General features: G+C 41.9%; 20 protein-coding genes. 18 read left to right on the top strand and 2 right to left on the bottom strand.

Features of this window, described 5'->3' with window-relative positions; genetic code table 11:
- Positions 1 to 344: 344 nt before the first annotated feature.
- The 11 genes from ACTNB8_RS03665 to nadA all read left to right on the top strand — a co-directional run bounded on the left by ACTNB8_RS03665 (position 345) and on the right by nadA (position 14,030).
- Positions 345 to 2,393 (top strand): Ig-like domain-containing protein, encoded by a 2,049-nt coding sequence (locus tag ACTNB8_RS03665; protein WP_441052401.1) that lies wholly within the window; start codon positions 345 to 347, stop codon positions 2,391 to 2,393.
- A 288-nt stretch (positions 2,394 to 2,681) separates the two neighbouring features.
- Entirely contained in the window at positions 2,682 to 3,323 is a 642-nt protein-coding gene (locus tag ACTNB8_RS03660; protein WP_441052399.1) for a helix-hairpin-helix domain-containing protein, read from the top strand.
- A 34-nt stretch (positions 3,324 to 3,357) separates the two neighbouring features.
- Complete coding sequence (locus tag ACTNB8_RS03655; protein ID WP_296155974.1) at positions 3,358 to 4,047, top strand: response regulator transcription factor; 690 nt, start codon at positions 3,358 to 3,360, stop codon at positions 4,045 to 4,047.
- A gap of 3 nt (positions 4,048 to 4,050) precedes the next feature.
- Complete coding sequence (locus ACTNB8_RS03650) at positions 4,051 to 5,478, top strand: sensor histidine kinase (RefSeq protein WP_441052397.1); 1,428 nt, start codon at positions 4,051 to 4,053, stop codon at positions 5,476 to 5,478.
- Between the two features lie 10 nt (positions 5,479 to 5,488).
- Entirely contained in the window at positions 5,489 to 6,424 is a 936-nt protein-coding gene (locus ACTNB8_RS03645) for a GerMN domain-containing protein (RefSeq protein ID WP_441052395.1), read from the top strand.
- 48 nt (positions 6,425 to 6,472) lie between these two features.
- Positions 6,473 to 8,680, top strand: a complete 2,208-nt coding sequence (locus tag ACTNB8_RS03640; protein ID WP_441052393.1) for a DNA internalization-related competence protein ComEC/Rec2 — start codon at positions 6,473 to 6,475, stop codon at positions 8,678 to 8,680.
- 298 nt (positions 8,681 to 8,978) lie between these two features.
- Positions 8,979 to 9,965: a DNA polymerase III subunit delta gene (gene holA / locus ACTNB8_RS03635; RefSeq protein ID WP_441052391.1), complete on the top strand. Its 987-nt coding sequence runs from the start codon at positions 8,979 to 8,981 to the stop codon at positions 9,963 to 9,965.
- A gap of 463 nt (positions 9,966 to 10,428) precedes the next feature.
- Complete coding sequence (locus ACTNB8_RS03630; RefSeq protein WP_441052389.1) at positions 10,429 to 11,718, top strand: L-aspartate oxidase; 1,290 nt, start codon at positions 10,429 to 10,431, stop codon at positions 11,716 to 11,718.
- Positions 11,711 to 12,562: a carboxylating nicotinate-nucleotide diphosphorylase gene (gene nadC, locus ACTNB8_RS03625; protein ID WP_441052387.1), complete on the top strand. Its 852-nt coding sequence runs from the start codon at positions 11,711 to 11,713 to the stop codon at positions 12,560 to 12,562. The genes ACTNB8_RS03630 and nadC overlap by 8 nt, the downstream gene beginning before the upstream one ends.
- Before the next feature lie 11 nt (positions 12,563 to 12,573).
- Positions 12,574 to 13,116: a transcription repressor NadR gene (locus ACTNB8_RS03620; RefSeq protein WP_441052385.1), complete on the top strand. Its 543-nt coding sequence runs from the start codon at positions 12,574 to 12,576 to the stop codon at positions 13,114 to 13,116.
- Positions 13,113 to 14,030 (top strand): quinolinate synthase NadA, encoded by a 918-nt coding sequence (gene nadA, locus ACTNB8_RS03615; protein WP_296155981.1) that lies wholly within the window; start codon positions 13,113 to 13,115, stop codon positions 14,028 to 14,030. The genes ACTNB8_RS03620 and nadA overlap by 4 nt, the downstream gene beginning before the upstream one ends.
- Before the next feature lie 134 nt (positions 14,031 to 14,164).
- On the opposite strand, the gene rpsT is transcribed toward nadA, so the two are convergent.
- Positions 14,165 to 14,443, bottom strand: a complete 279-nt coding sequence (gene rpsT / locus ACTNB8_RS03610; protein ID WP_296155966.1) for a 30S ribosomal protein S20 — start codon at positions 14,441 to 14,443, stop codon at positions 14,165 to 14,167.
- A gap of 226 nt (positions 14,444 to 14,669) precedes the next feature.
- Between rpsT and gpr the strand changes: the two genes are divergently transcribed.
- Positions 14,670 to 15,575 (top strand): GPR endopeptidase, encoded by a 906-nt coding sequence (gene gpr, locus ACTNB8_RS03605; protein ID WP_441052383.1) that lies wholly within the window; start codon positions 14,670 to 14,672, stop codon positions 15,573 to 15,575.
- 53 nt (positions 15,576 to 15,628) lie between these two features.
- Complete coding sequence (locus tag ACTNB8_RS03600) at positions 15,629 to 16,873, top strand: stage II sporulation protein P (protein WP_441052381.1); 1,245 nt, start codon at positions 15,629 to 15,631, stop codon at positions 16,871 to 16,873.
- A gap of 32 nt (positions 16,874 to 16,905) precedes the next feature.
- Here the strand turns inward: ACTNB8_RS03600 and pepV are convergent, their stop codons facing one another.
- Positions 16,906 to 18,291: a dipeptidase PepV gene (gene pepV, locus ACTNB8_RS03595; protein WP_441052379.1), complete on the bottom strand. Its 1,386-nt coding sequence runs from the start codon at positions 18,289 to 18,291 to the stop codon at positions 16,906 to 16,908.
- Positions 18,292 to 18,658: 367 nt separating this feature from the next.
- Here pepV and ACTNB8_RS03590 point away from each other — a divergent pair, with 367 nt between their 5' ends.
- The 5 genes from ACTNB8_RS03590 to lepA all read left to right on the top strand — a co-directional run bounded on the left by ACTNB8_RS03590 (position 18,659) and on the right by lepA (position 24,726).
- The gene (locus ACTNB8_RS03590) at positions 18,659 to 19,723 is read left to right on the top strand and encodes a hypothetical protein (protein ID WP_441052377.1); all 1,065 of its coding nucleotides are present in this window, start codon (positions 18,659 to 18,661) and stop codon (positions 19,721 to 19,723) included.
- A 25-nt stretch (positions 19,724 to 19,748) separates the two neighbouring features.
- Entirely contained in the window at positions 19,749 to 21,317 is a 1,569-nt protein-coding gene (locus tag ACTNB8_RS03585) for an OPT/YSL family transporter (protein ID WP_441052375.1), read from the top strand.
- A gap of 281 nt (positions 21,318 to 21,598) precedes the next feature.
- Positions 21,599 to 22,207 carry a helix-turn-helix domain-containing protein gene (locus tag ACTNB8_RS03580; protein ID WP_441052373.1) on the top strand — a complete coding sequence of 203 codons (609 nt, stop codon included), beginning with the start codon at positions 21,599 to 21,601 and terminating at the stop codon, positions 22,205 to 22,207.
- Complete coding sequence (locus ACTNB8_RS03575; RefSeq protein ID WP_441052371.1) at positions 22,204 to 22,767, top strand: helix-turn-helix domain-containing protein; 564 nt, start codon at positions 22,204 to 22,206, stop codon at positions 22,765 to 22,767. The genes ACTNB8_RS03580 and ACTNB8_RS03575 overlap by 4 nt, the downstream gene beginning before the upstream one ends.
- Positions 22,768 to 22,917: 150 nt before the next feature.
- Complete coding sequence (lepA, locus tag ACTNB8_RS03570) at positions 22,918 to 24,726, top strand: translation elongation factor 4 (RefSeq protein WP_441052369.1); 1,809 nt, start codon at positions 22,918 to 22,920, stop codon at positions 24,724 to 24,726.
- Positions 24,727 to 24,756 lie beyond the last annotated feature (30 nt).

Here is a 24,756-nt window from a genome sequence, read left to right as displayed (position 1 = left end):
GACCTCCGCTTAAAGTGCGTCTTTTTTCAGAACAGAAATTGATCTGGGGTTATCTTATCACGCCTCAACAACTGGTTCAATCTATTTGGTTTTGTAAGTTCCAGTTTGGAAACGTAAATTCCGCTAAAATCATGATTTCTTGATATGCCGGAATTTAGTCTTGCAAGAACTTTTAGGAACAGGGGTTTACTTTTGCAAACTGGAAGTCAGTTTTCCAATTCAGCTGTATCCATAAAATGTAAGATAAATTTAAAATAATACATATAAAAATATCTTTTTCCGAAAAGATATAGTGTTATAATGAATACATATTTTTTTACACTATTACAAAGGAGGAAAAGGGTATGAAGAAAAAACATCTTGCATTGATCCTGGCAGCTGCCATGACAGTAACCAGCGTTGACGCAACAGCACTGGTAAGTGCGGCAGATTTCAGTGCAGAGGAAACAGCTGTACAGGCAGAGGAAGAGACTATTGCAGCAGAAGAAACTGAAGAGGTTGCAAAAGATGCATCTGAAGAAGAGGTTCAGGCAGAAGCGGAAGATGGGGAAGATCTTACCGCAGAGACAGAAATCACTGAAGATGCAGAAGAAGTAACTGCACAGGAAGAGGACAGTGAAGACGCAGATCTGTTTTCAGGCGAAGAAGAGACTGAAGCAGTTGGAGCAGATACAAATGTCAGTGCATTAACTTTAGGAGAGACTAAAACAGTTTCTATTGCAGAAAACGGTTCTGTATGGCTTTCGTTTACACCGGAAACAGACGGAGATTATGTTTTTGTGTCTTCCAATAATGAAGATAGTGATCCATATGCGGAATTATATGAATCCATGGATGAGGATTATAGTGATTCTGATGACGATACCGGGGAAGGCCTGAATTTTCTGTTAAGATATTCGATGATTGGAAAGAAAACATATTATTTAAAGGTAAGTAATATGGGGGATGATGCCTGCTCATATGATGTTACAGTAAGCAAAGCTGTGTGCATATCTTCTGTAATACTGGAAAAAGGAACTGCCAGAACTATATATTACAGTGGTGGTTTTGATGATTATGATGGAATTAATGTTAGGGGCGCAAAGCTGACAGTGAAGTATGATAATAATACATCACAGGTATATGATCTTTCTAACACATTTATGACAGATATATATGGAAATACATTCAGCATAAGATGTACTGATGGGAAAGAAGATTATTACTTTGGCGGAGAAAATGCATTCAGAAACGGAACATATCGAGTTTATGTTGGCGGATATCCGAATTCAGGATACAACATCACAGTAGTTACTCCAGATTATTCCAAAATTTCTAATGTCAAGACTGGCGAAAACACTGTAGGCATTAAATATGGAGAATATGTATGGTATAAATATGTGCCAGAAGATACTTCCTGCTATTATATAAGTGCATTTTATAGTGCAGATAATACTGGTTATGGTATCTCAACTATTGTAAAAACTATAACAGGCGATGGAAAACTTGTATCACATAGTTACTGGCTGGACGGTAATAACAGTTTTGAAGAAACGGGATATCAGTTGCTTAAAGGAAAAACATACCTCATTGGTGTAAATAACGATGAAGTAAGTAAACAGACAACTGCAACTCTCGGAATCATCAGAGCTGAACTCACCGGCTGCAAATGGAAAACCACCAGCACCAAAAATGCTACCTGTGGTACTGCAGGACAGAAAGTAGAAGCCTGCAGCACACACGCAGGAGAAACCCGTACAACCGTGATCCCTGCAGCAGGCAAACATACATACAGCTGGAAAGTAACAAAACCGGCAACTGTATTTGCAGCAGGTGTAAACTCCAATGTATGCTCCGTATGCGGCAAGGTTGCAGCAACCAAAGCAATCGCAAAACTTTCTCCGAAGCTTACAATGAGTGTTGCGGCGAAGAAAACAGTACCGCTGAAAGTAAAACAGTCTTATGCTGTAAAGACAGTTGATATTGCAAACGGAGACAAGATCGTTTCCTGGACTTCCAGCAACAAAAAAGTCGTAACAGTAAAGAACGGCAAGATTACAGGTAAAAAGAAAGGAACAGCCAAGATTACCGTAAAACTCGCAAGTGGATATACTACATGGTTCAAAGTAAAAGTTCAGGCACCAGTAGTTAAGACCACTTCACTGAAAGTAACAGACAAGGCAACAGGAGCAAAAGTCGGCAAAAAAGTTACCTTAAGCCGCAAAGCAAAACTAAGCCTCAGTACAGTTGTTGCACCTGTAACAAGTAAACAAAAAGTAACTTATTCAACTTCAAACAAAAAAGTTGCAGCCGTATCTTCCAAAGGCGTGATCACAGCCAAAAAGAAAGGTACAGCTACCATTACAGTAAAATCAGGCAGCAAGAGTGTGAAAATCAAGGTTAAAGTAAAATAAAAGCTGTCGTAAACACAGAAAACAGTAACTGATAAAAACAGAAACTGACAAAAAACAGAAGCGCTTCGGTACATATAAAGATACCGGGGCGCTTTTTGTTGTAAAAGCCAGAAAAAAAGTTTCCTATTGTAATATAAAATTGCTATTGTAAAAATACTGGAAATTCGTTAAAATAAAGCATGGTTAAGTATGATAATCGGGGAATTGCCGTAAAATAATTTACGGAAAGGTGTGAACCGGATTATAAAAGAAAAGAACAAAAACAGATCAGTTGCTGCAGGAATAATATTGCTGTGCAGTGTGATGCTTTTCGGATGTGGTCAGAATAAAGCAGCAATTTTTCTTGATGAAGAGGAAAATACAAAGACGGAACAGACTTCCGGAGAATCAGAAACCAGGGAAGCGGGCTTTACACAGACCGCCGGGAAAGATGAAATACCTGAAATAAGCCCGACAGAGCCTGTAGTTCCGACAGAAATCTTTGTGGATGTCTGTGGGGCAGTGGTGAAGCCGGGAGTATATGAGATGGAAGCAGATAGCAGAGTTTTTCAGGCCATTGAAGCGGCTGGAGGAATGCTGCCTGAGGCTTCGGGTAATTCAGTAAACCAGGCACAGCCGGTCAGCGACGGTCAGCAGATCTATGTTCCAACCAAAGAAGAAATAGCAGATGGCACAGTAACTTTGGCGGCAGGAAACCAGCAGTCAGGAGAGGCCGGAGTGCAGGAAACCGAATCAGGTAAAGTTAATCTGAATACAGCGGATGCGGAAACCCTTAAGACATTATCCGGAATCGGAGATGCCAAGGCACAGGCAATTCTTGCCTGGCGTGAAGAAAATGGAAGATTTTCCAGTGTTGAGGATATCATGCAGGTGCCGGGAATCAAAGAAAGTACTTTTGTCAAGATAAAAGATAAGGTAACACTAGATTAGTAATTGTTCACAGTAACAGAGTAAGGAGAAGTAAATGAGCAGGAAAGTTTTAGTGGTTGATGATGAAAAATTAATTGTAAAAGGAATTCGCTTTAATCTGGAACAGGATGGAATGGAAGTGGATTGTGCTTACGATGGAGAGGAAGCAGTAGAAAAAGCAAAAGAAAATAAATATGATATTATTCTTCTGGATCTGATGCTTCCGAAGATGGATGGGCTGGAAGTATGCCAGCAGATCCGTGAATTTTCCAATGTACCTATCGTTATGCTTACTGCAAAAGGCGAAGATATGGACAAAATTCTGGGACTGGATTACGGTGCAGATGATTATATTACCAAACCGTTCAATATTCTTGAAGTAAAAGCCCGCATCAAAGCGATCATGCGCCGTGCACGTTCCGAGCATGAAGAAAAAGAAAAAGCAAAGACGATCGAGGCCGGAGATCTGAAACTTGACTGTGAGGGACGCCGTGTATTTATTTCCGGAAAAGAAATCAATCTTACGGCAAAGGAGTTTGATGTACTTGAACTCCTGGTATTCAATCCAAATAAGGTTTACAGTCGTGAAAATCTTCTGAATATTGTATGGGGATATGAGTATCCGGGAGATGTACGTACGGTGGATGTACATATCCGTCGTCTTCGTGAAAAAATTGAGGCGAATCCCAGTGAGCCCAAATATGTACACACCAAATGGGGTGTGGGTTACTATTTTCAGGCATAATCAATGACTGTGAAAAAAAAGACCAGGTTTTTCAAAAGTCTGCGTTTCAGAATAATGATCATTCTATTGATTCTGGGAATCGTACCAAGTGTTATTGTGACACAGTTGATGATTTATAATTACGAAACACAGGCACTGGAAGTACGTGCATCTGCAGTACGTGCACAGTGTGCGATCCTGTCAAATCAGATAATCAAGGAAAATTATCTCAATGACTCCAGCTCGGAAGCTGTTAACAGCAAGCTGGAGTTGTTGTCTAATATATATGGAGGCAGAGTCCTTCTGGTTGACAAAGATTTCAGGATTGTCAAAGATACTTATCATGTAGATGAAGAAAAGACGCTGATCTCACCAGGAGTTATCAGATGTTTCAAAACAGGTGAAGTGACTGATTACAGTAGAAACGGCCAGATCATGCAGCTGGCAGTTCCTGTCAAAAGTGCAGATGTACCGCAGATACAGGGCGCAATGCTGGTGACTGTTTCATGCAGTGAAATTATGGCGACCATGGTGGAAATGGAACAACAGGGAATGCTGATCATTGCAATTATCGTGGTACTTTCCATTTTTCTGTCATATTTTCTTTCGACTGTTCTGGTGAAGCCTCTTGCCAGGGTTACCAAGTCTATTGAAGATCTTACGGATGGATATCAGAAGGATGAAATTTCAGTGCCGGACTATACAGAAACGGAGCTGATCACCGATGCATTTAATAAAATGCTTGCGCGTATGAAAGTTCTGGATGAATCCAGGTCTGAATTTGTATCAAATGTGTCGCATGAACTGAAGACCCCTATGACTTCCATGAAAGTCCTGGCAGATTCGCTGGTTGGACAGGAAGGAGTACCGGAGGAACTTTATCAGGAATTCATGCATGATATTACGGCAGAGATTGACAGGGAAAACCGCATTATTACGGATCTTCTTACTCTTGTAAAAATGGACAAAAAAACAGCCGATCTGAGCATTCAGCATATGGATATTAATCAGCTGTTGGAAGACATTCTCAAACGTCTGCAGCCTATTGCAGATAAGAGAAATATAGACCTCATTCTAGACAGTTTCCGCCCGGTTGAAGCTGATGTTGATGAACTTAAGTTTACATCAGCGATCAGCAATCTGGTGGAAAATGCCATCAAATATAATGTAGATGACGGATGGGTAAGAGTTTCATTGGATGCAGACCATAAATATTTTTATGTTACAGTAGCGGATTCAGGAATGGGAATTCCGGAAGACTCCATAGACAGGATTTTTGAGCGTTTTTACAGAGTGGATAAATCACATTCGCGTGAAATCGGAGGAACCGGTCTTGGACTGGCTATTACAAGAAGTACTATTGCAATGCATCATGGTGTGATCAAAGTGTTCAGCAGAGAAGGGGAAGGAACTACTTTTTCAGTTCGGATTCCTCTGTCATATATTCCGTAGGAGGTGCCGGATGAAGAAATTATTAAAAACGCTTTTTCTGGCAGTGCTGATCAGCAGCCTTTTTGCCGGATGCAGTATAAAAACATTTAACAAAGACAAAGATGAAAGCAAGTACAGTTTTTATTATCTGAATGCAGCAGAAACGACTATCAAATCAGAACCATATACGCCAAAAGAAGAGACAAAGGAACTTATGGTAAAGGATCTGCTTCAGAAAATTGGCGACAGACAGGCCCCGGAAGGAGCTGTCAGTCTTTTGCCGGAAAAAGTCAGCATAAATTCCTATGATGTTCAGAAAGACCTTCTGATCATTGATTTCAGCAAAGAATATTCAGATATGGGAAGCGCAAGAGAAGTTCTGACAAGAGCCGGAATTTTGGATACGCTTATTCAGATACCGGATATACAGAGAATACGCTTCACTGTAAATGGCAAAGAACTGACAGACTCACGGAATAAGAAGATTGAAGATATGACAGAAGATACTTTTGTGGAATATAATCGAAAAGATTCCGAAAATTATCGATATGATACATTTACGCTGTACTTTACAGATAAAAGTGGTAAAAAACTGGTAAAGGAAACCAGAAATGTGTATTATCGCAGAAATCTTCCGAGAGAACGTGTCGTTCTTGAACAGCTTGCAAGAGGACCTCTGGACGAAGGATATTATCCGACTATTCCTTCAAATTCAGTGGCGATCAGTGTAACTACAGCAGACAGAATCTGCTATATAAATATGAACAGTGCTTTTCAGGAAGACGCACTGGATGTTGCAGAAGATATTTCTGTATACTCTATTGTAAATTCAATTCTTGATTCCTGTGAAGCAGACAGAGTGCAGATTTCCATAGAAGGAAGTACAGAAGGTAATTATGGAAGCAGTATGCCGCTCTACAATTTCTATCAGAAAAATGAGGATCTGATCATGCAGGAGGGCGAGTGATCTCCTGCTCACAGGCTCCAGATATTCAAACGGACAGAAAGGAATTATATGAAAAGACGCCCGGTGTGTCTTGTGTGCCTTATTCTGTTGCTTTGTATGTATATCCTGGATCTGGCAGGGATTCCGCTTGTAAGTGGAAATCCTCTGCCGGAAAAGACCCGGGAATGGATTGCAGAGCATCCGGAAGCTGTAATCTGCGGGGAAGTGCAGCGGTGCCAGGAAACAGAGAACTCCTTTTCTGTCTATCTCAGTCAAGTCTTGCTGACCAGTGGGTCAGAACATATTCCAATCAAAAATATAAAAGTATTTCTTAAAAAACAAGAGAAACTTCTGGCAGGTATGACTGTGCAGATATCCGGGAAACTGGAAGAGACGGAGCCGCCTGGTAATCCGGGAGAATTTGACTCCAGACAGTTTTATGCATGTCAGAAAATTTATTATCTTATGAAAAATGGCATTGTCAGGAAAAAGAGCAGGGAATATTCTGCGTACAGACAGGCATTGCAGGATTTTAAAGAAAAAATCTGCAGTATTTTACAGACAGCAGCTCCGGAAGATGCAGGAGTTTTTGAAGCAATGCTGATCGGTGAAAAGAAAGAACTGGATCAGGACCTGAAGCTTCGTTATCAGATGGCAGGAATGATACATATTCTGGCAATATCCGGTCTGCATATCAGTATGCTTGGGCTGGGACTGTTCCAGATGTTGAAACTGGCTGGAGGGGGAAATATCCTGGCAGGAATGATTTCTCTGACAGTGATGCTGCAGTACGGGATGCTTACCGGAGGAGGTGCCTCAGCCATGCGTGCGGTAGGTATGTTTCTTGTGGCAACAGGTGCAAAAATCCTTGGGAGAAGTTATGATCTCCTGACTGCACTGGCACTTTCGGCCATTTTACTGATTTTGGATTCACCGGCATATCTGTACAGCAGCAGTTTTCTGCTTTCCTTTGGGGCAGTAGTCGGCCTTGGGGTAACAGCGCCTGTTCTAAGTACCTTTTTTGCTTCGGAACGTAAACTGATAAATGCACTTCTGGCTTCATTTGCTGTGCAGATAACTACTTTGCCGCTGGTTCTGACCATATACGGCGAAGTCTCTGTGGCAGGTCTTTTGCTGAATCTGATTGTCCTTCCGACAGTGAGCATTGTGTTGTTGAGTGGACTTGGATGTTGTGCTGTGGGATTTTTTCATATGGCTGCAGCTTCAGCAGCGGCAATTCCGGGGCATATTCTTCTTGTTTTGTACGAAAAAACGTGCCGGTTTGTGGGAAAAATACCTCTTTGCACATGGATCAGCGGAGCACCGAAATTGTGGCAGAGTGTGTTATATTATATTTTGCTGGTGGGAATACTTGGAATTATGTGGTGTGGGAAAAAACAGAAACCTGTCCTGAGAAAATGTATTACAGGTGCAGGTGCGATGTTTGGTATATGCGGAATTCTGGTACTGGGATATCATCCGCAGAAGAATTTGTCGGTTACATGTCTGGATATTGGACAGGGAGACGGAATTGTACTTAAACTGCCGGGAGGTGGCTGCTATCTTATGGACTGCGGGAGTACCAGCAAAAAGAAAACTGCACAGTACCAGCTTCTGCCGTATTTGAAGAATCAGGGAATCTCATCGTTGGACGGTATTTTGATTTCACATACAGATGCAGATCATATAAGCGGAGTGGAAGAACTGCTGGAAATGCTTGAAAAAAATCTCTCTACAGTAAAAGTCAGAAATCTGTTCCTTCCGGAATGGAAAACCCGTAATGATGCCTGGAAAAAACTTCAAAGAATTGCAGAAAAAAACGGGATCAGAGTATGGAAAGTTTCTGCCGGAAAATATATAAAATCAAATAAATCTGAGCTGCGATTTCTGGCTCCGGAAAAAGGAGCATCAGGTGAAGATGTTAATGAGGAAGGAGCGGTGATGGAAATCAGGTATGGAGAATTCAAGGGTCTTCTTACAGGGGATATTGGGGAAAAAACAGAGAAAAAACTGCTCCCGGTTCTTGAAGACATGGATTTTCTTAAAGTAGGGCATCATGGTTCAAGATATTCCACATGCAGGGAGTTTCTGGAAAAAATAAAACCTGAGGTTGCATTTATTTCCTGCTCCCAGACTAATACCTACGGACATCCGTCGCAGGAGACAATTGAGAGGCTGGAAGAGGCTGGCGCAAAAGTGGAATATACCATGAAAAGTGGAGCCCTTACTGTGTACACAGATGGCAAAAAAATGTGGACAGAACATTACAGGGAGTGAGCACCAGTGTGGTTGATGTGAAGTTACTGTTCACTCCGTTCGCAGTAACTTGGTCAAAATGCATTCCAAATCACCTTCGGTGATGGCATTTTGCCCCCGTATGTCTCGGGATTTTGCCATATTCATGGCAAAACACCTCGCGGGATATTACCTGTGAACAGTAACGATGTGAACAGTATAATTTATGGTTTGACTGGAATTCAGGGGAGATTCATGATAAACTTCAGTATAGATATATCAGATGTGAGATAACGAACTGCCGGCTGACCGGGGTGAAAGATATACGAGGAAATATAAGGTGAAAAGTTTACAGGAAGACATAAAGTCAGGAAATTTTAAAAGCGCATATCTCCTGTATGGAGATGAAGCTTATCTCAGACAACAATATAAAGAACGGCTGATACATGCCCTGAATCCGGAAGATGATACTATGAATTTCAGTAAGTATGAAGGCAGGGGAATTGAGGTCAGAGAAATGATCGATCTCTGTGAGACAATGCCGTTCTTTGCGGAATACAGAGTGATTCTTGTGGAAAATTCCGGTTTTTTTAAAAATAAATGTGATGAACTTGCAGAATATATGAAAACATTGCCGGAATATGTGAGGCTTGTTTTTGTTGAAGAAGAAGTAGATAAACGGAGTAAAATGTATAAAGCCGTGAAATCCTGTGGTTCTGTAGTGGAATTTGCAAAACAGGATGAGAAGACGCTTATGCGCTGGGCTGCCGGAATTCTTGCAAAAGAAGGAAGGAAGATTACTACAAGGGATATGGAACTTTTTCTCACAAAAACAGGTACGGATATGGGAAATATTCGCATGGAACTGGAGAAACTCATAACTTATACTATGGGACAGGATATAGTTACTGCGCAGGACATCGAGACTGTATGTACTACAAGGACAGAGAATAAAATTTTTGAGATGGTAAGAGCGGTTACCGAAAAAAATCAGCGAAGAGCACTGGATCTTTATAATGATCTTCTTACACTGAAAGAACCGCCGATGCGTATATTGTTTCTTCTTTCAAAACAGTTCAGACAACTTTGCCTTGCAAAAAAAATGGCGGGAGAAGGTGCATCACAGAATGAGATTGCATCAAGGCTTGGAGTGCCTGCTTTTGTGGTAAGGAATATTATGAGTTGTGCGAGATCTTACAGTATAGATGAACTGGAGCAGGCAGAGAGGGATTTTGTGGATGCGGAAGAAGCTGTTAAGACCGGGACACTGCAGGATGGACTCAGTGTGGAGCTGTTGATCGTAAAGTACAGTTCGGCGAGAAGTTGAAAGGAGTAACTGATAATAGAGACCAGAAATCTGAATGTTGTATCAGCAAATCGGTTTCGACATTGGATAATACTAGAGATATAACCTGTCTGTTAAAACCATTCATAAAATAAGCGAACTCGCCTGCGGCTCAGACAGTGCTTATTTTATGAATAACACAGCCAGAACATATCTAAGTATTATCACAATGTCTGCAAATATTTGCTTCACTAACATTCAGATTCTGGTCTTTTTATATTTTTTTCAACTTAGTATTTTCAGATTCCGAAGCCGTTTCCAGTATTGATATCCTGCAGCCAGAAAAAACGAGACATTAATATCTTTTTCCATCTACACAATAGTTCAGGATGTTTACACAAACATACAGCAATATTTACAGGTGTCTTGACACCTGACAAGCCTGGTAGTATAATGGCACCCATGAAAAAAGAAAATCCGGTCAGACCGGAAAGAGGAAAAACAGATGAAAGAATATTATGATGCCATTATAGTAGGTACCGGAGCAGCGGGACTGTATTGCGCACTGAATCTCCCGGAACGCAAAAACGTACTTCTGATAACCAAGCAGGAAGCAGATCAGTCAGATTCATTCCTTGCACAGGGCGGTATCTGCATGCTCAGAGGCGAAGAAGATTACAACGATTATTTTGAAGATACTATGCGTGCAGGTCATTATGAAAATAACAAAAAAGCAGTAGAACTCATGATCCGGAGTTCCAACAGTATTATAAGAGACCTGCTTCACAGAAAAGTAACATTTGCAAGAGGTGAAAACGGAGAACTAGCTTTTACAAGAGAAGGCGCACACTCTCAGCCACGAATCCTTTTTTATGAAGATGTCACAGGAAAACAGATCACCCAGACACTTTTGAATGAGGCAAAAACAAAAGAAAATATAGAAATCTGTGAACACATGACGATGGTAGACCTGATAGCCAGAGACAATATCTGCGGCGGTATTATCGTAATGGACGAGCAGAATCAGGTATATCCGGTAAGAGCACCGTATGTTGTACTTGCCTGTGGCGGACTTGGCGGGCTTTATAAGAATTCCACAAACTATCCTCACATTGCAGGTGACGGCCTGGGAATTGCCATGAAACATCAGATAAAACTGCAAAATATTGATTATATACAGATTCATCCAACAACACTGTATTCAAAAAAACCAGGGCGCAGATTTCTGATTTCTGAATCTGTAAGAGGAGAAGGCGCTTTGCTTTATGACAGAAATGGACAGCGGTTTACAAATGAACTCCAGCCCAGAGATCTTCTGAGTCAGGCGATTTTTGCACAGATGGAAAAAGACGGTACAGATTTCGTATGGGAAGATATGCGTCCATTGGGCGAAAAAACAATCATGAACCATTTTCCAAACATTTATCAGCATTGTCTTGAAGAAGGATATGATCCATGCAGAGAACCGATACCGGTTGTTCCGGCACAGCATTATTTCATGGGAGGGATTCAGGTTGACCTGGGAAGCCGCACATCCATGAGAGGGCTGTATGCCTGTGGAGAGACCAGCTGTAACGGTGTTCACGGCAAAAACCGTTTGGCAAGCAATTCACTTCTGGAATCTCTGGTCTTTGCAAGAAGGGCAGCAGATGATATTATATTTGGAAGAACACCAGATCCGTGCAGACCGGAAAATATAGATATCAGAATGTACGAGGACAGGGAAGAAATCCTTTCCGGTTATCATAAGGAAGTATTAAAAGAAATTGAAAGGATGAAGAAGATTCATGAATGAAATAACAATGAAAATGCAGGCAGATCAGCTGATTCGTATGGCGCTTATGGAAGATATTACAAGTGAGGATGTTTCCACAAATGCAGTGATGCCATGTGAAACAAAAGGCACTGTAGACCTGATCGCAAAAGAAGACGGTATCATTGCAGGACTTGATATATATGCGAGAGTTTTTCATATTCTGGATGAGAAAACAGAAGTTGATCTGAAATGCAAGGATGGAGACAGAGTACAGAACGGCCAGCTCCTTGCAGTCGTAACAGGTGATATCCGTGTGCTTCTTTCCGGTGAAAGGGTAGCGTTGAATTATCTGCAGAGAATGAGCGGTATCGCAACTTACACAAGACAGGTTGCAGATCTTCTGAAAGGAAGCCACGTGACACTTCTGGATACAAGAAAAACAACTCCTAACTGCCGTGTCTTTGAAAAATACGCGGTAAGGATCGGAGGAGGATGCAATCACCGTTATAATCTCTCTGACGGAGTACTTCTCAAAGACAATCATATCGGAGCTGCTGGAAGCGTTACAAAGGCAGTAGAGATGGCGAAGGCATATGCACCTTTTGTGCGAAAGATTGAAATAGAAGTTGAAACACTGGAACAGGTAAAAGAAGCTGTAGAAGCCGGAGCTGACATCATCATGCTTGATAATATGACTCCGGAAGTTATGAAACAGGCAGTTGAGATCATTGCAGGACGTGCCCGGACAGAATGCTCCGGAAATATCACAAAAGAAAATATCAGCAAAATACTCGAAACAGGCGTTGATTATGTATCCAGCGGAGCACTTACACATTCCGCCCCGATTCTTGATATCTCAATGAAACATCTTCATGCAGTGTGAGAGGAGACGGTATGAACACAACAGAAAGGCGTAGAGAAATCCTGAAAATTCTGCAGAATGCGGACAGTCCTGTGGCTGCAAGGGCACTGGCGTCTCGTTTTGGCGTAAGCAGACAGGTGATCGTACAGGATCTGGCTGTGATCCGGGCATCAACACCGGAAATCCTGTCTACAACAAAAGGATATGTAATGCAGCAGGATTGCAGTTGTACGCGTGAGTTCAAGGTAAGGCACAGTCAGGAAAAGGCAGCAGATGAGCTGAATCTGATCGTAGACTGTGGCGGCAGAGTCAAAAATATAAGTATCAGTCACAGAGTTTACGGACGTGTCAGTGCAGAAATGGATATCCGTTCCAGACAGGATGTCTGTGAGTTTGTGGAAACACTGAAAAACAGCCGGTCAACAGTCTTAAGTAGTGCAACATCAGGATATCATTATCATTTGATCGAAGCTGAAAATGAGGAAAGACTGAATCTGATAGAAAAACAGCTGAAAGACGCAGGATTTCTTGCACCGCTTCAGCCATGGGAAAAAGAGCAGGGAGAAGAAAAATGACAATAGCAGAAATTCAGCAGGAAATCCTGCGTATGAAAAAAGAAAAGGATATCTGTATCCTGGCACATGCGTATCAGGGTCAGGAAATCCTTGAAGTGGCAGATTATATGGGAGATTCCTATGGGCTCAGTGTTCAGGCATCAAAAAGCGACTGCAGTGGCGTGATCATGTGCGGAGTACGTTTTATGGCAGAAACATGTAAAGTTCTCAGCCCGGACAAGAGAGTGTGGCTGGCAAATCCGGCAGCGGGCTGTCCGATGGCAGAACAGCTTGATCTGGAAAGCCTTCGTAAGCTGAAAGCAGAACATCCGGATCATGCAGTAGTGGCGTATATAAATACAACTTCTGAGCTGAAAACAGAGTGTGATGTATGTGTGACATCATCTTCTGCAGTGCAGATCTGCAGTCGTCTCGAAAACGACAAGATCCTTTTTATTCCGGACCCGAATCTGGGACGTTATGTTGCAGAAAAACTTCCGGAAAAAGAATTTGCATTTTATAAAGGCGGATGTCCGAGACATATTGTAGTCAGTGCAAAGGATGTGGAAAAAGCAAGAAAAGCACATCCGGAGGCTCTGCTTCTGGTGCATCCGGAATGCAGACAGGAGGTTGTGGAGCAGGCAGATTATGTTGGCTCTACAACAGGAATCATGGATTTTGCAAAAAAATCCGATAAAAAAGAATTCATTATCGGAACAGAAAACAGCATTGTCGAACATCTGCAGTTTGCATGCCCTGATAAACAGTTTTACCCGCTGGCAGTACAGCTTACATGCATGAATATGAAGGTAACAACTCTTATGGATATCTATAACTGTCTTAAGGGAATGGGCGGGGAGGAAATCCATCTGCCTGAGAATGTAATGGAAGGAGCCGGAAGATGCATTCACCGTATGGTGGAACTTGGCGGCTGATATATGAAATAAATAATAAATATATTTTGTGTCCGAAATCTGTCAGAGGATTTCGGACATGAAAAAAGACAGTCACTGACGGTTGTGACTGTCTTTTTAATTATAAGCTTATAATTAAAAATTTAATCCGTAAATTAGCCGATGCTGTTAACAGCTTTGGTTAAACGGGAGATTTTTCTTGCACAGTTATTTTTGTGATAAACACCCTTGGATGTAGCTTTGCTGATTGTGGAAATAGCTTCTGTCAGAGCTGTCTGTGCAGCTGCTTTATCGTTATTCTTAACTGCAACTTCTACTTTCTTGATGGAAGTTTTAACAGCAGAACGGATAGATTTGTTTCTTGCAGCTTTAGTTCTGTTTACTAAAATTCTTTTCTTTGCAGATTTGATGTTAGCCAATTGGTACACCTCCATTTCAGATTTTATAATTAGTGTGTTACAGGAACAGACACGGGCGCTCCTGTAAACATGCTTATATATTTTATTATATTTATCTTTGAATGTCAATACATAATTTGAAGAAAACTGTCAAAACTAATAGAAATGGTTAGAGTGAACAGTTAGTGGAAAAGTCAGCAGGTGTTCACAGTAATTGCAAAAGATTGCCGGTGAGTGACAGCAACAGGAAGAGGAGAAGTATATGGCTGCAAACGGAAGAATCAGGACAGACCTTGCTCTGGAAGCTACAGAAAGATTCAGAGAGATTCACAGAAATATCAGAGGTGTGGAGATCCACGAAAATTATGACAGAGAAAAAGACATACGGACTACGGTAGTAAAAATTCTTACAGAGAACGGGGCAAAAGAAATGGGCAGACCGCAGGGAAATTATATAACGATTGAAGCTCCGGAACTTTCTGTTCCTGATGAAGACTATCACAGGGAAGTATCGGAGGAGATTGCGGTTCATCTGAAACAGTTGATCGATCTTGAAAAAGAATGTTCCATACTGGTGGTCGGACTGGGAAATACAGGAATCACGGCTGATTCGCTTGGACCGCGTGTGGTTGATAATCTGAGAATTACAAGACATATGGTGAGAGAGTACGGTCTGAAAAGTCTGGGAAATGGCAAAATACACAGGACCAGTGGAATCATTCCGGGAGTTATGGCGCAGACTGGCATGGAAACATCAGAAATTGTTCAGGGAGTAGTTGCAGAAACGAAACCGGATGTGGTAATTGCAGTTGATGCACTTGCGGCGCGCAGTGTACGCCGCCTGAACAGAACAATCCAGATTACAGATACAGGCATTCATCCGGGGTCAGGTGTTGGCAACCACAGAAATGGACTGACAGAAGAAAATCTTCATGTAAAAGTCATTGGAATTGGTGTGCCAACAGTGGTAGATGCGGCAACCATTGTGCATGATTCCATGGCAAATCTTCTGGATGTTCTGGAAGAAAAAGAGCAGAAAGAATTTCTGGACGAACTGATAACACCGAATCTGTACAGCATGTTTGTAACTGCAAAAGATGTAGATGAAACTGTAAAATATCTTGGCTATACGATTTCTGAGGGACTGAACATTGCATTTGGAGAATAGCTGTATCATAATAGAGAGATTTTTTTCATAGGATACCTTGAAGAGGTGATTAAGTGACAAAAAATCAGAAAGCAGTATGCATGGGGCTGTGCCTGTGTTTCCTGGCAGTTATGGCTGTGATGCCGGATATGTTTTTGTTTTTTTCTGAAAAAAATATTTACAGACAGCTTCCTCTGTACTGCTTTCTGCAAAGCAGGGCATCTGATGAAAAACAGAGAAGGGACCAGGAAACGTATGAGCTTATCATGGAAAATAATGAAAAATATCTTGGAGACATGATAATACAGGAAAATGAAAAATCAGGTGAAGTAAAATCCGGGGACAGGCCATCGGAAGAGGCGCAGACAACAGTGACACCAGTGCCGGAAGAAATACAGACAACAGTGACACCAGTGCCGGAAGAGATACGGATAACAGTGACGTCAGTGCCGGAAAAAAATCAGGCAACAGAAACACCTGTTCCCGAGACTTCTGAAGAACCTGAGGCAGAAACAGTCTTGGCAGAAATACAGCCAGCCCCGGCGATTGATCTGGCACCTGAAACACTGGCGGATACTGACTATCTGATGAACCATTTTTTTATTGTGGATCCGACTACATCAGCAGAGTCACGGAAACTGAATGCAGCGGATTTTCTGGCTGAAGATTTTTCTTTTGAAAAGGATCCGAAAGTTCCGCAGATTCTTATATATCACAGTCATACACAGGAAACATTTGCAGATTCAAGGGAAGGCGAAGAGGAAGATACGATTGTCGGAGTTGGAGAATATCTTGCAGAGATACTTACAGAACAGTATGGATATCAGGTGATGCATATAAAAGAAACTTTTGATCTGATGGGAGGGGAACTGGACAGAAGTAAGGCATATGATTATGCCCGGGATTATCTGGAGCCTCTTCTCGCAGAAAATCCCGAAATCCAGGTTGTGATCGATCTTCATAGAGACGGGGTACCGGATGAAAAACATCTGGTTACAGAAATTAATGGAAAATCTACGGCCCAGATTCTTTTTTATAATGGGCTGAGTTATACGAACAGAAGCGGAAATCTGGATTATCTGCCGAATCCGTACATAGAAGATAATCTGGCATTTTCTTTTCAGCTGGAATACCAGGCGGCAGAATATTACCCGGATTTTTACAGGGGAATTTATCTGGCAGGATATCGATATAATCTCCATATGAGGCCAAAATCTCTGCTTCTTGAAGCAGGTGCACAGAATAATACTGTAGAGGAAGTAAAAAATGCCATGGAGCCATTTGCAGATATCCTTAACAGGGTATTGCAGAAACAATAAGAAACGGGCAGCAAAAACGCTGCCCGTAAGTTTCAGGCAAGGAGATTATAGATTGCCTGTGCATATATTTTAGAAATTTTTCTGAGATCATCAAGATCAATAAATTCATTGGTCTGATGAGCCAGTTCCTTCTGGCCCGGGAAAACAGGCCCGAAAGATACGGTGTTTTTTACATAACGGCAGTAGGTTCCACCGCCAATGGAAATACATTTTGGTTCCTGACCGGTAGATTCTTCGTAGGCTGACTGGAGTTTTTTGATAAAAGGACGGTCTTTTTCTACATAGAGAGGCGGTTTATGCTGGATCAGTTCAAATTTTACGGGGAGTCTGCTGTCAACAGCGGAAAGAAGCCCAAGAAGCTCGTTTCCGTCGTGAGTGACCGGATAGCGGATATCGAATTTAATCTGGCTGTCTGAATCTCCGACTGAGATTATTGCAGTATTTAAAGTGAGTGCACCGGATACTTCATCTGTGCAGGCAATTTTGAAAGAAACTCCGTCGGTCTCATCGAGAAGAAGATCAGAGAGTCCGTGCAGGGCTTTTTTGAGTTCCGAATCCTGCTTTGGATATAATTTCTTCAGAAGGAGGAGAAGTGCCTGGATTGCATTTACTCCTTCGGCCGGATAACATGCATGGGAGGCAACACCCTGGACATTTACTATTGTTATGTCTCCGTCAGCTGTTGCAGTGATCACTGCTTTGGTGTTTAACTCGGAAATTACGGCCTGGATCTGGTCAGGAGAAACATGAGCAAGTCTGGCTGTAGCCTGATCAGGAACAACATTCAGACGGCTTCCTGCCTGAATCATCAGAATGTCTCCGTCAGCTTTTGGAATGTGATAAAGAAAGCGGATAGTGCCTTTTTCTGCATGTATAATAGGAAATTCCGCATCTGGTGAAAAACCGAAGGCAGGGGCTTTTTCACGATCAAGATAATAGTAGATGCCTCTTGCCAGAGTTTCCTCGTCAGTTCCCAGGATCATACGTATATGGTTTCTGACAGGAAGACCACTTTCTTTGATGGCTTTCATTGCATAAAGACATGCCATCGCAGGACCTTTGTCATCTACAGAACCTCTGCCGTAGAGACGGTTTTCCATGATTTCAGCTGAATATGGAGGGACGATCCATTCACCGATCGCCGGAACCACATCTACATGTGCAAGAATTGCAGCCTGCTCACCTTCCGTTCCATACTGAATTGTTCCGGCATATCCGTCATAGTTTTTTACTTCAAAGCCCAGTTCCTGACCTTTGCTGAGCGCATAGGAAAGTGCTCTCTGGATACCTGTTCCAAATGGAGCACCTTCACACACGGTAGTTTCGTCCAGAGTGCTTTCGATGGAAACGAATTCACGTGTATCTCTGATCAGTTCTTCAAAATGCTCATCAATGTATCTGTTTAACTGTTCCTGCATTGTGATACCTCCTGGAATTTTAATATAATGAAAAAACTTCTGGATTTATTTTAACATGAAAAAACACTGGAAAACAATATTAATTTCTGGAAAGTGTTGCTTAAATATAAAAATGTTGTTTTGATATAAGAAAATATAATGATTAAAAAAGATTAAATTTAAAATTGTTATGATTACACAAATTTATGAGATATATTTAGTGAAAAAATTATAATAATCGGATAATTCTGATATTATTATATTGACACGTTTTTTTGATTATAGTAAAATTGTGTAAACAAATCGTCGGTGTAATGTCCTAAAGTAAAACAGAAATTGCTGTGAATGGAATGAACACTGACAGACAGAGACAAAGGAGGAGAGAACTATGGATTTATCAATTGGAATTGAAACCAGGGATGAATACCTGAGTCTGGAAGTTGCAAAAGGTGCCATGACCATGGTGCGGGATGTGCTTCTGGCAAAACCGGGAGAGACAGTGCTGATCACAGGAGACACTTCATCAGATAAACGTGTGATAGATGCTTTTGCAGCAGCGGCTTATGCAATTGATGCAGTTCCGGTGATTCTTACTTATGCAACTGCGCCGTGTGCAGTTATGGATCCCCCCGCACCTGTTGAGGCAGCTGTGGAAAAAGCAGATGTATGGATTGAAGTTTCTTTATCTTATATTATGCATACAAAAGCATTCCAGAAAGCAATGGCTGCAGGTACACGTTATATCTGTCTGACCGGTATGGATGTGGAAATGCTTGTCAAGACAGTTACAAGAGTAAATTATGATCTGATGATCGAACTGGGAGAACATTTCAAGAAGATCCTCGGAGAGGCAGACAAGATTCAGGTCAAGAGTAAAAATGGTACAGATCTTATAGCATACCATCATGGAAGAAAAATCCGTCATTCAGGACAGCGTGCAACCAAGAAAGGTTATCCGATCATGCTGGGCGGACAGACAAGCTGGTGTCCGATTGAAGAAACAATCAACGGAACTCTTGTATTTGACGGTGCGATCTGGCCGCCGGCTGAAATCGGCAAACTGAATGAGCCTGTCAGACTTACTTTGAAAGACGGTATCGTAACTGATATTACAGGTGGAGTAGAAGCTGATATCTTTGCATCATGGCTTGCTTCCTATGATGATAAAGACTGCTACAGACTTGCACATTATTCTCAGGGATTTAACCCGGGAGTTACAAAAACTACAGGAAGAATCGTAGAAGATGAACGAGTATTCGGCTGTATGGAATTTGGTATCGGAAGCCAGGGTAAGGCTATTATGGGTAAATGCTGGGATGCTCCGTGTCATACAGACGGAATCCTTCTGAAACCTACCATTATCCTTGATGACGTTGTAATTGAGCAGGATGGTGTTTATGTGGATCCGGTAGCAAAAGAAATCTGCAGAAAGATGGGTGTTGCAGGTTACTGATCTGACAGAAGGGAGTGGTTCATCTATGGGTAACAAGACAGCAAAAATCAAAGCATTTGAACCGGCAACAGTTTTTATAGGTACGATTCTTGCGGTGCTTTCTGCAATTGTCTGCATGCAGATTTTGGGGAAAGTCGGTGTATCAGCCAATACATCTATTCTGGGTGCTATTTTTGCAATGCTGGTATCTCGTATTCCGACAGCGTCCATGAAAGGATTCAGAAATCTGGAGAGACAGAACTATATTCAGACAATTTCTTCAGGCGCAGGATTTGCAGCTTCCAACTGTGGTCTGACAGCAGTTGCAATCCTTTTTGTACTTGGAGAAACAAAGGCAATTCTTCCTATGGCGTTGGGTTGTCTGTTTGGAACAGCCGCATCTATTTTTGTAGTAGGTAAGCTGTATGATTCCAGTATTTTTCCGGCAGAGGAATCCTGGGCACCTGGTATTGCGACAGCAGAAGTTCTGGAAGCAGGAGACGAGGGAGGATCAAAGGCCAAAAGAATTATAGAGGGTATTGTTGTCGGTGCAGTGGGCTCTCATTTCAAGATTCCGGTAGCTGCCATTGGTATTACTTTTATAACAAGTATTGCTTCTATCACAGCACTTGGTATTGCCCTGATCATTCGCGGTTACTGTGGTCAGGTAACAGGTTTTGATCTTGGCGGAACTTATATTCCACAGGGATTTATGATCGGTGCAGGTGCTATTGCCCTGATTCAGTCAATCATAAGTATTGTAAAAAGTTCACGCAAAAATCATGAAGAAACAGAAAAAAATCACAATTATACAGTGACAGATGAACAGGCCAGAAAAACAATTCTGATGTCTTTTGGAATTCATGTTGTCGGTGCAGTCCTGGTCGGAGTCCTTACAGGAGTCCTCACAGATATGTCTGTTGGAAAAATAATCCTCTGGATTATCTGGACAGCATTTGCTTCTGTAGCAAGTATGATGCTTGTTGGTATGGCTGCCATGTATTCCGGATGGTTCCCGGCTTTTGCGATCACAACTATTTTCCTGACTCTGGGTATACTGATGGGATTTCCACCTGTTGCAGTTGCTGTGCTTACAGGTTACATCAGTTCTGTTGGACCGTGTTTTGCGGATATGGGATATGACCTGAAAACAGGCTGGATCATCCGTGGAAAAGGTGAAGACAGAGAACATGAGGTTTATGGAAGAAAACAGCAGGTTTATATTGAAATCTACGGTGCAGTGATCGGAATCATCATCGTTATGCTGTTTGCAAATGTGACACTGGGACAGGGGCTGATTCCTGCAAGTTCTACCACATTTGCTACGACCTGCCAGGCTGTGGCAAATCCTGAACTGATTAAGACGCTTCTTATCTTTGCGATCCCGGGAGCGATTGTGCAGCTTGTTGGTGGCAAGCATATGATAGGGGTGCTTTTTGCTACAGGTCTTGTTATCAACAGTCCGATATACGGAATTGGCGTTCTTGTGACTGTTGCAGCACGACTGATCTTCAAGAAGAAAATTGATGAATTTATGAATTGCAGAGATGCGGGTCTGATCGCAGGTGACGGACTGTATAGTTTCTTTGCAAGTCTTATAAAGATGTTTGTCTGAATGATGAAAATGCGGCAGGTCGAAAGACCTGCTGTTTTTTTGCCGGGGAAAATTTGTATCGAACATTACTGTTCACTCCGTTCGCAGCAACCTGGTCAAAATCCATTCCAAATCACCTTCGGTGATGGGATTTTGCCCCGTATGTCTCGGGATTTTGCCATATTCATGGCAAAACACCTCGCGGGATATTACCTGTGAACAGTAACTATCGAACATTAACAACTTTACAAACATTGGTGGAAATTATACAATTATATGAAAATACTGTAGCTGTGAAGACGATGAACAGTTACGGAAAATCAATGTGGGGTGGCAGGGTGAATTATAATCAGGAACTAGGGAAAAAACTCAAAACGCTCAGGCTAAGTGAGAAACTGACTCTTTCTGAATGCAGTGAGATCACAGGACTTTCTGTGGGCTTCCTTTCGCAGATAGAAAATGGAAAAACCTCCATAGCTATTGATAATCTGCAGCTTTTGGCAGACTGCTTCGGAGTGGATATATCGTATTTTTTTGAATCAGAGGCCAGAAAGAGAAATGTGGCAATAGTGAGAAAATGGAACAGAAAAGATGAAAAATTCCTGAAACGTGGATATTCGGCATCTCTTACAGATGAAAAAATGAATATGAACATGCTTCCGAAGATTATTACGCTGGCACCGGGACAGAAACCCTCAGGGGCAGAACAGTATGTCTGGGAGGGAGACGTGTTTTTTTATGTGATAGATGGTATCTTTATGCTGAAAACAGGCGGACAGACATATGAAATGTATCCCAGTGATGCAGCACACTTCGACGCGCGTGGTGGATATTCATTCTGGAATTCCTCACCTTTTGTAACGCATGTATTTCTTGCGAAGAAAAAAACAGCGGAGGAAAACAACGCATGAATATAGGAATCGGTGAAAAGGTAAAAAAACTGAGACAGGATCTGGGATTGTCGCTGAATCAGATCAGTGACAGGACAAATCTTTCAGCAACATATCTTTCCAGGTTTGAACGTGGCGTGGTACCGATAAATGTGGACAATCTGGAAAAAGTCTGCAGCGCACTTGGTGTTGAAATAAGTTATTTTATAGGAAGTCCCCGAAATTCAGGGGATGTCATTATAAGAAAATATGAACGGCAGGTAGATCTGAAAGATGAACGCTGTATTCATTATAACCTCAGTAATATAGAAGATACATGTACATTTCTCCCAAGATACGTAGATCTTCTTCCTCAGACAGATTATGGTGAAGGCGTACATTCTTTTCCACATGAAGGAGAAGAATTCGTGTATGTTCTGAAAGGTATTCTCCAGCTGTGGGTTGGAGGTATAAAATATGAGCTGGGAGCAGGAGATTCTGCCCATTATAAATCAACGATCCCCCACAGATGGGTAAATGCCACCAGCGAGAATGTTCAGATCATTACACTGAATGATACAAATTTTTATCTTCAGATATAAAAAATACTTGCAAACAAGAACGTATGTTTGTATAATAAAAAGCAATCAGCAAACACCTCTATGGACTTAAAACAAAAAGTTATGCTATAATGGATTACTGCCCACAGTAATTGGGAGGGGCATGTAAATATAAAGGAGGATTCTTTTGGCATGACAGATCAGAGCAAGATTCGTAATTTCTGTATTATTGCGCATATAGACCATGGTAAATCAACCCTGGCAGACCGTATTATTGAAAAAACAGGATTGCTTACAGAACGTGAAATGCAGTCTCAGATCCTGGATAATATGGATCTGGAGAGAGAGCGTGGTATCACGATTAAATCTCAGGCAGTCAGAATCGTATATAAAGCAAAAGACGGTGAGGAATATATTTTCAACCTTATTGATACTCCCGGACATGTGGATTTTAATTATGAAGTGTCCAGGAGTCTTGCGGCATGTGACGGAGCTATTCTTGTCGTTGATGCAGCACAGGGAATAGAGGCACAGACTCTGGCGAATGTATATATGGCGCTGGAACATGATCTGGATGTACTTCCTGTTATTAATAAGATTGATCTTCCGAGTGCAGAACCTCAGAGAGTTATCAATGAGATCGAGGATGTGATCGGTATCGAAGCGCAGGATGCACCTCAGATCTCAGCTAAGACAGGACTGAATGTAGAAGAAGTTCTGGAACAGATCGTAACAAGGATTCCGGCACCTCAGGGAGATATTGACGCACCTCTTAAGGCGCTGATCTTTGACTCTGTTTACGATGCGTATAAAGGTGTTATTGTATTCTGCAGGGTTATGGATGGACGTGTAAAAAAGGGTACAACTGTAAGAATGATGGCTACAGGATTTACAGCAGAAGTGGTTGAAGTAGGATATTTTGGAGCGGGACGTTTTATTCCATGCGATGAACTGACAGCAGGTATGGTTGGTTATATCACGGCCAGTATTAAGAATGTGCGGGATACCCGTGTTGGTGATACTGTGACAGAGGACTCCAGACCATGTGCCGAGGCACTTCCAGGCTATAAGAAGGTGCAGTCAATGGTGTATTGCGGACTTTATCCGGCTGATGGAGCCAAGTACGGTGATCTCAGAGACGCCCTGGAGAAACTGCAGCTGAATGATGCAGCTCTTTATTATGAACCGGAGACTTCTGTGGCACTGGGATTTGGTTTCCGCTGCGGATTTCTTGGACTTCTCCATCTGGAAATTATCCAGGAGCGTCTGGAAAGAGAATATAATCTTGATCTTGTAACGACAGCACCGGGTGTTATCTATAAAGTATATAAGACGAACGGTGATGTGATCGAACTTACTAACCCGTCAAATCTGCCTGACCCCTCTGAGATTGAGTACATGGAAGAACCTATGGTGAATGCGGAGATTATGGTTACTACGGAATTTATCGGTGCGATCATGGATCTCTGTCAGGAGCGAAGATGTCAGTATCTTGGAATGGAATATATGGAAGAGACAAGAGCTCTTCTTAAATATAAACTGCCATTGAATGAGATTATTTATGATTTCTTTGATGCACTGAAATCCAGATCGAGAGGCTATGCTTCTCTGGATTATGAGCTTTGCGGATACGAGCGCAGTGAACTGGTGAAACTTGATATTCTTGTAAATAAAGAAGAAGTAGATGCACTTTCCTTTATCGTACATGCAGATACAGCTTACGAGAGAGGACGTAGGATGTGCGAGAAACTGAAAGAAGAAATCCCGAGACAGCTGTTTGAGATTCCGATTCAGGCAGCAATCGGAAGCAAGATCATTGCAAGGGAAACAGTCCGTGCAATGCGTAAAGATGTTCTTGCGAAATGCTATGGCGGTGATATTTCCCGTAAGAAGAAACTTCTTGAGAAACAGAAGGAAGGTAAGAAGCGTATGCGTCAGGTAGGTAATGTGGAGATTCCGCAGAAAGCCTTTATGAGTGTACTGAAACTTGATGACAAATAGAAATGACGTTACTGTTCACAGCAACGAATG

This window comes from Blautia sp. HCP28S3_G10 (genome assembly GCF_052065235.1).
GTDB lineage: Bacteria > Bacillota > Clostridia > Lachnospirales > Lachnospiraceae > Blautia_A.
Note: the sequence above shows the minus strand (reverse complement) of the source record. Positions and strands in the feature narration are given on the sequence as shown.

Coding starts and splice junctions, on each gene's coding strand:
- ACTNB8_RS03590 (WP_441052377.1), top strand. CDS start 18,659: ATGGATTTATCAATTGGAATTGAAACCAGGGATGAATACCTGAGTCTG.
- lepA (WP_441052369.1), top strand. CDS start 22,918: ATGACAGATCAGAGCAAGATTCGTAATTTCTGTATTATTGCGCATATA.
- ACTNB8_RS03580 (WP_441052373.1), top strand. CDS start 21,599: ATGAACAGTTACGGAAAATCAATGTGGGGTGGCAGGGTGAATTATAAT.
- ACTNB8_RS03665 (WP_441052401.1), top strand. CDS start 345: ATGAAGAAAAAACATCTTGCATTGATCCTGGCAGCTGCCATGACAGTA.
- ACTNB8_RS03645 (WP_441052395.1), top strand. CDS start 5,489: ATGAAGAAATTATTAAAAACGCTTTTTCTGGCAGTGCTGATCAGCAGC.
- ACTNB8_RS03650 (WP_441052397.1), top strand. CDS start 4,051: ATGACTGTGAAAAAAAAGACCAGGTTTTTCAAAAGTCTGCGTTTCAGA.
- gpr (WP_441052383.1), top strand. CDS start 14,670: ATGGCTGCAAACGGAAGAATCAGGACAGACCTTGCTCTGGAAGCTACA.
- ACTNB8_RS03585 (WP_441052375.1), top strand. CDS start 19,749: ATGGGTAACAAGACAGCAAAAATCAAAGCATTTGAACCGGCAACAGTT.
- pepV (WP_441052379.1), bottom strand. CDS start 18,291: ATGCAGGAACAGTTAAACAGATACATTGATGAGCATTTTGAAGAACTG.
- ACTNB8_RS03575 (WP_441052371.1), top strand. CDS start 22,204: ATGAATATAGGAATCGGTGAAAAGGTAAAAAAACTGAGACAGGATCTG.
- rpsT (WP_296155966.1), bottom strand. CDS start 14,443: ATGGAGGTGTACCAATTGGCTAACATCAAATCTGCAAAGAAAAGAATT.
- nadA (WP_296155981.1), top strand. CDS start 13,113: ATGACAATAGCAGAAATTCAGCAGGAAATCCTGCGTATGAAAAAAGAA.
- ACTNB8_RS03640 (WP_441052393.1), top strand. CDS start 6,473: ATGAAAAGACGCCCGGTGTGTCTTGTGTGCCTTATTCTGTTGCTTTGT.
- ACTNB8_RS03630 (WP_441052389.1), top strand. CDS start 10,429: ATGAAAGAATATTATGATGCCATTATAGTAGGTACCGGAGCAGCGGGA.
- nadC (WP_441052387.1), top strand. CDS start 11,711: ATGAATGAAATAACAATGAAAATGCAGGCAGATCAGCTGATTCGTATG.
- ACTNB8_RS03655 (WP_296155974.1), top strand. CDS start 3,358: ATGAGCAGGAAAGTTTTAGTGGTTGATGATGAAAAATTAATTGTAAAA.
- ACTNB8_RS03620 (WP_441052385.1), top strand. CDS start 12,574: ATGAACACAACAGAAAGGCGTAGAGAAATCCTGAAAATTCTGCAGAAT.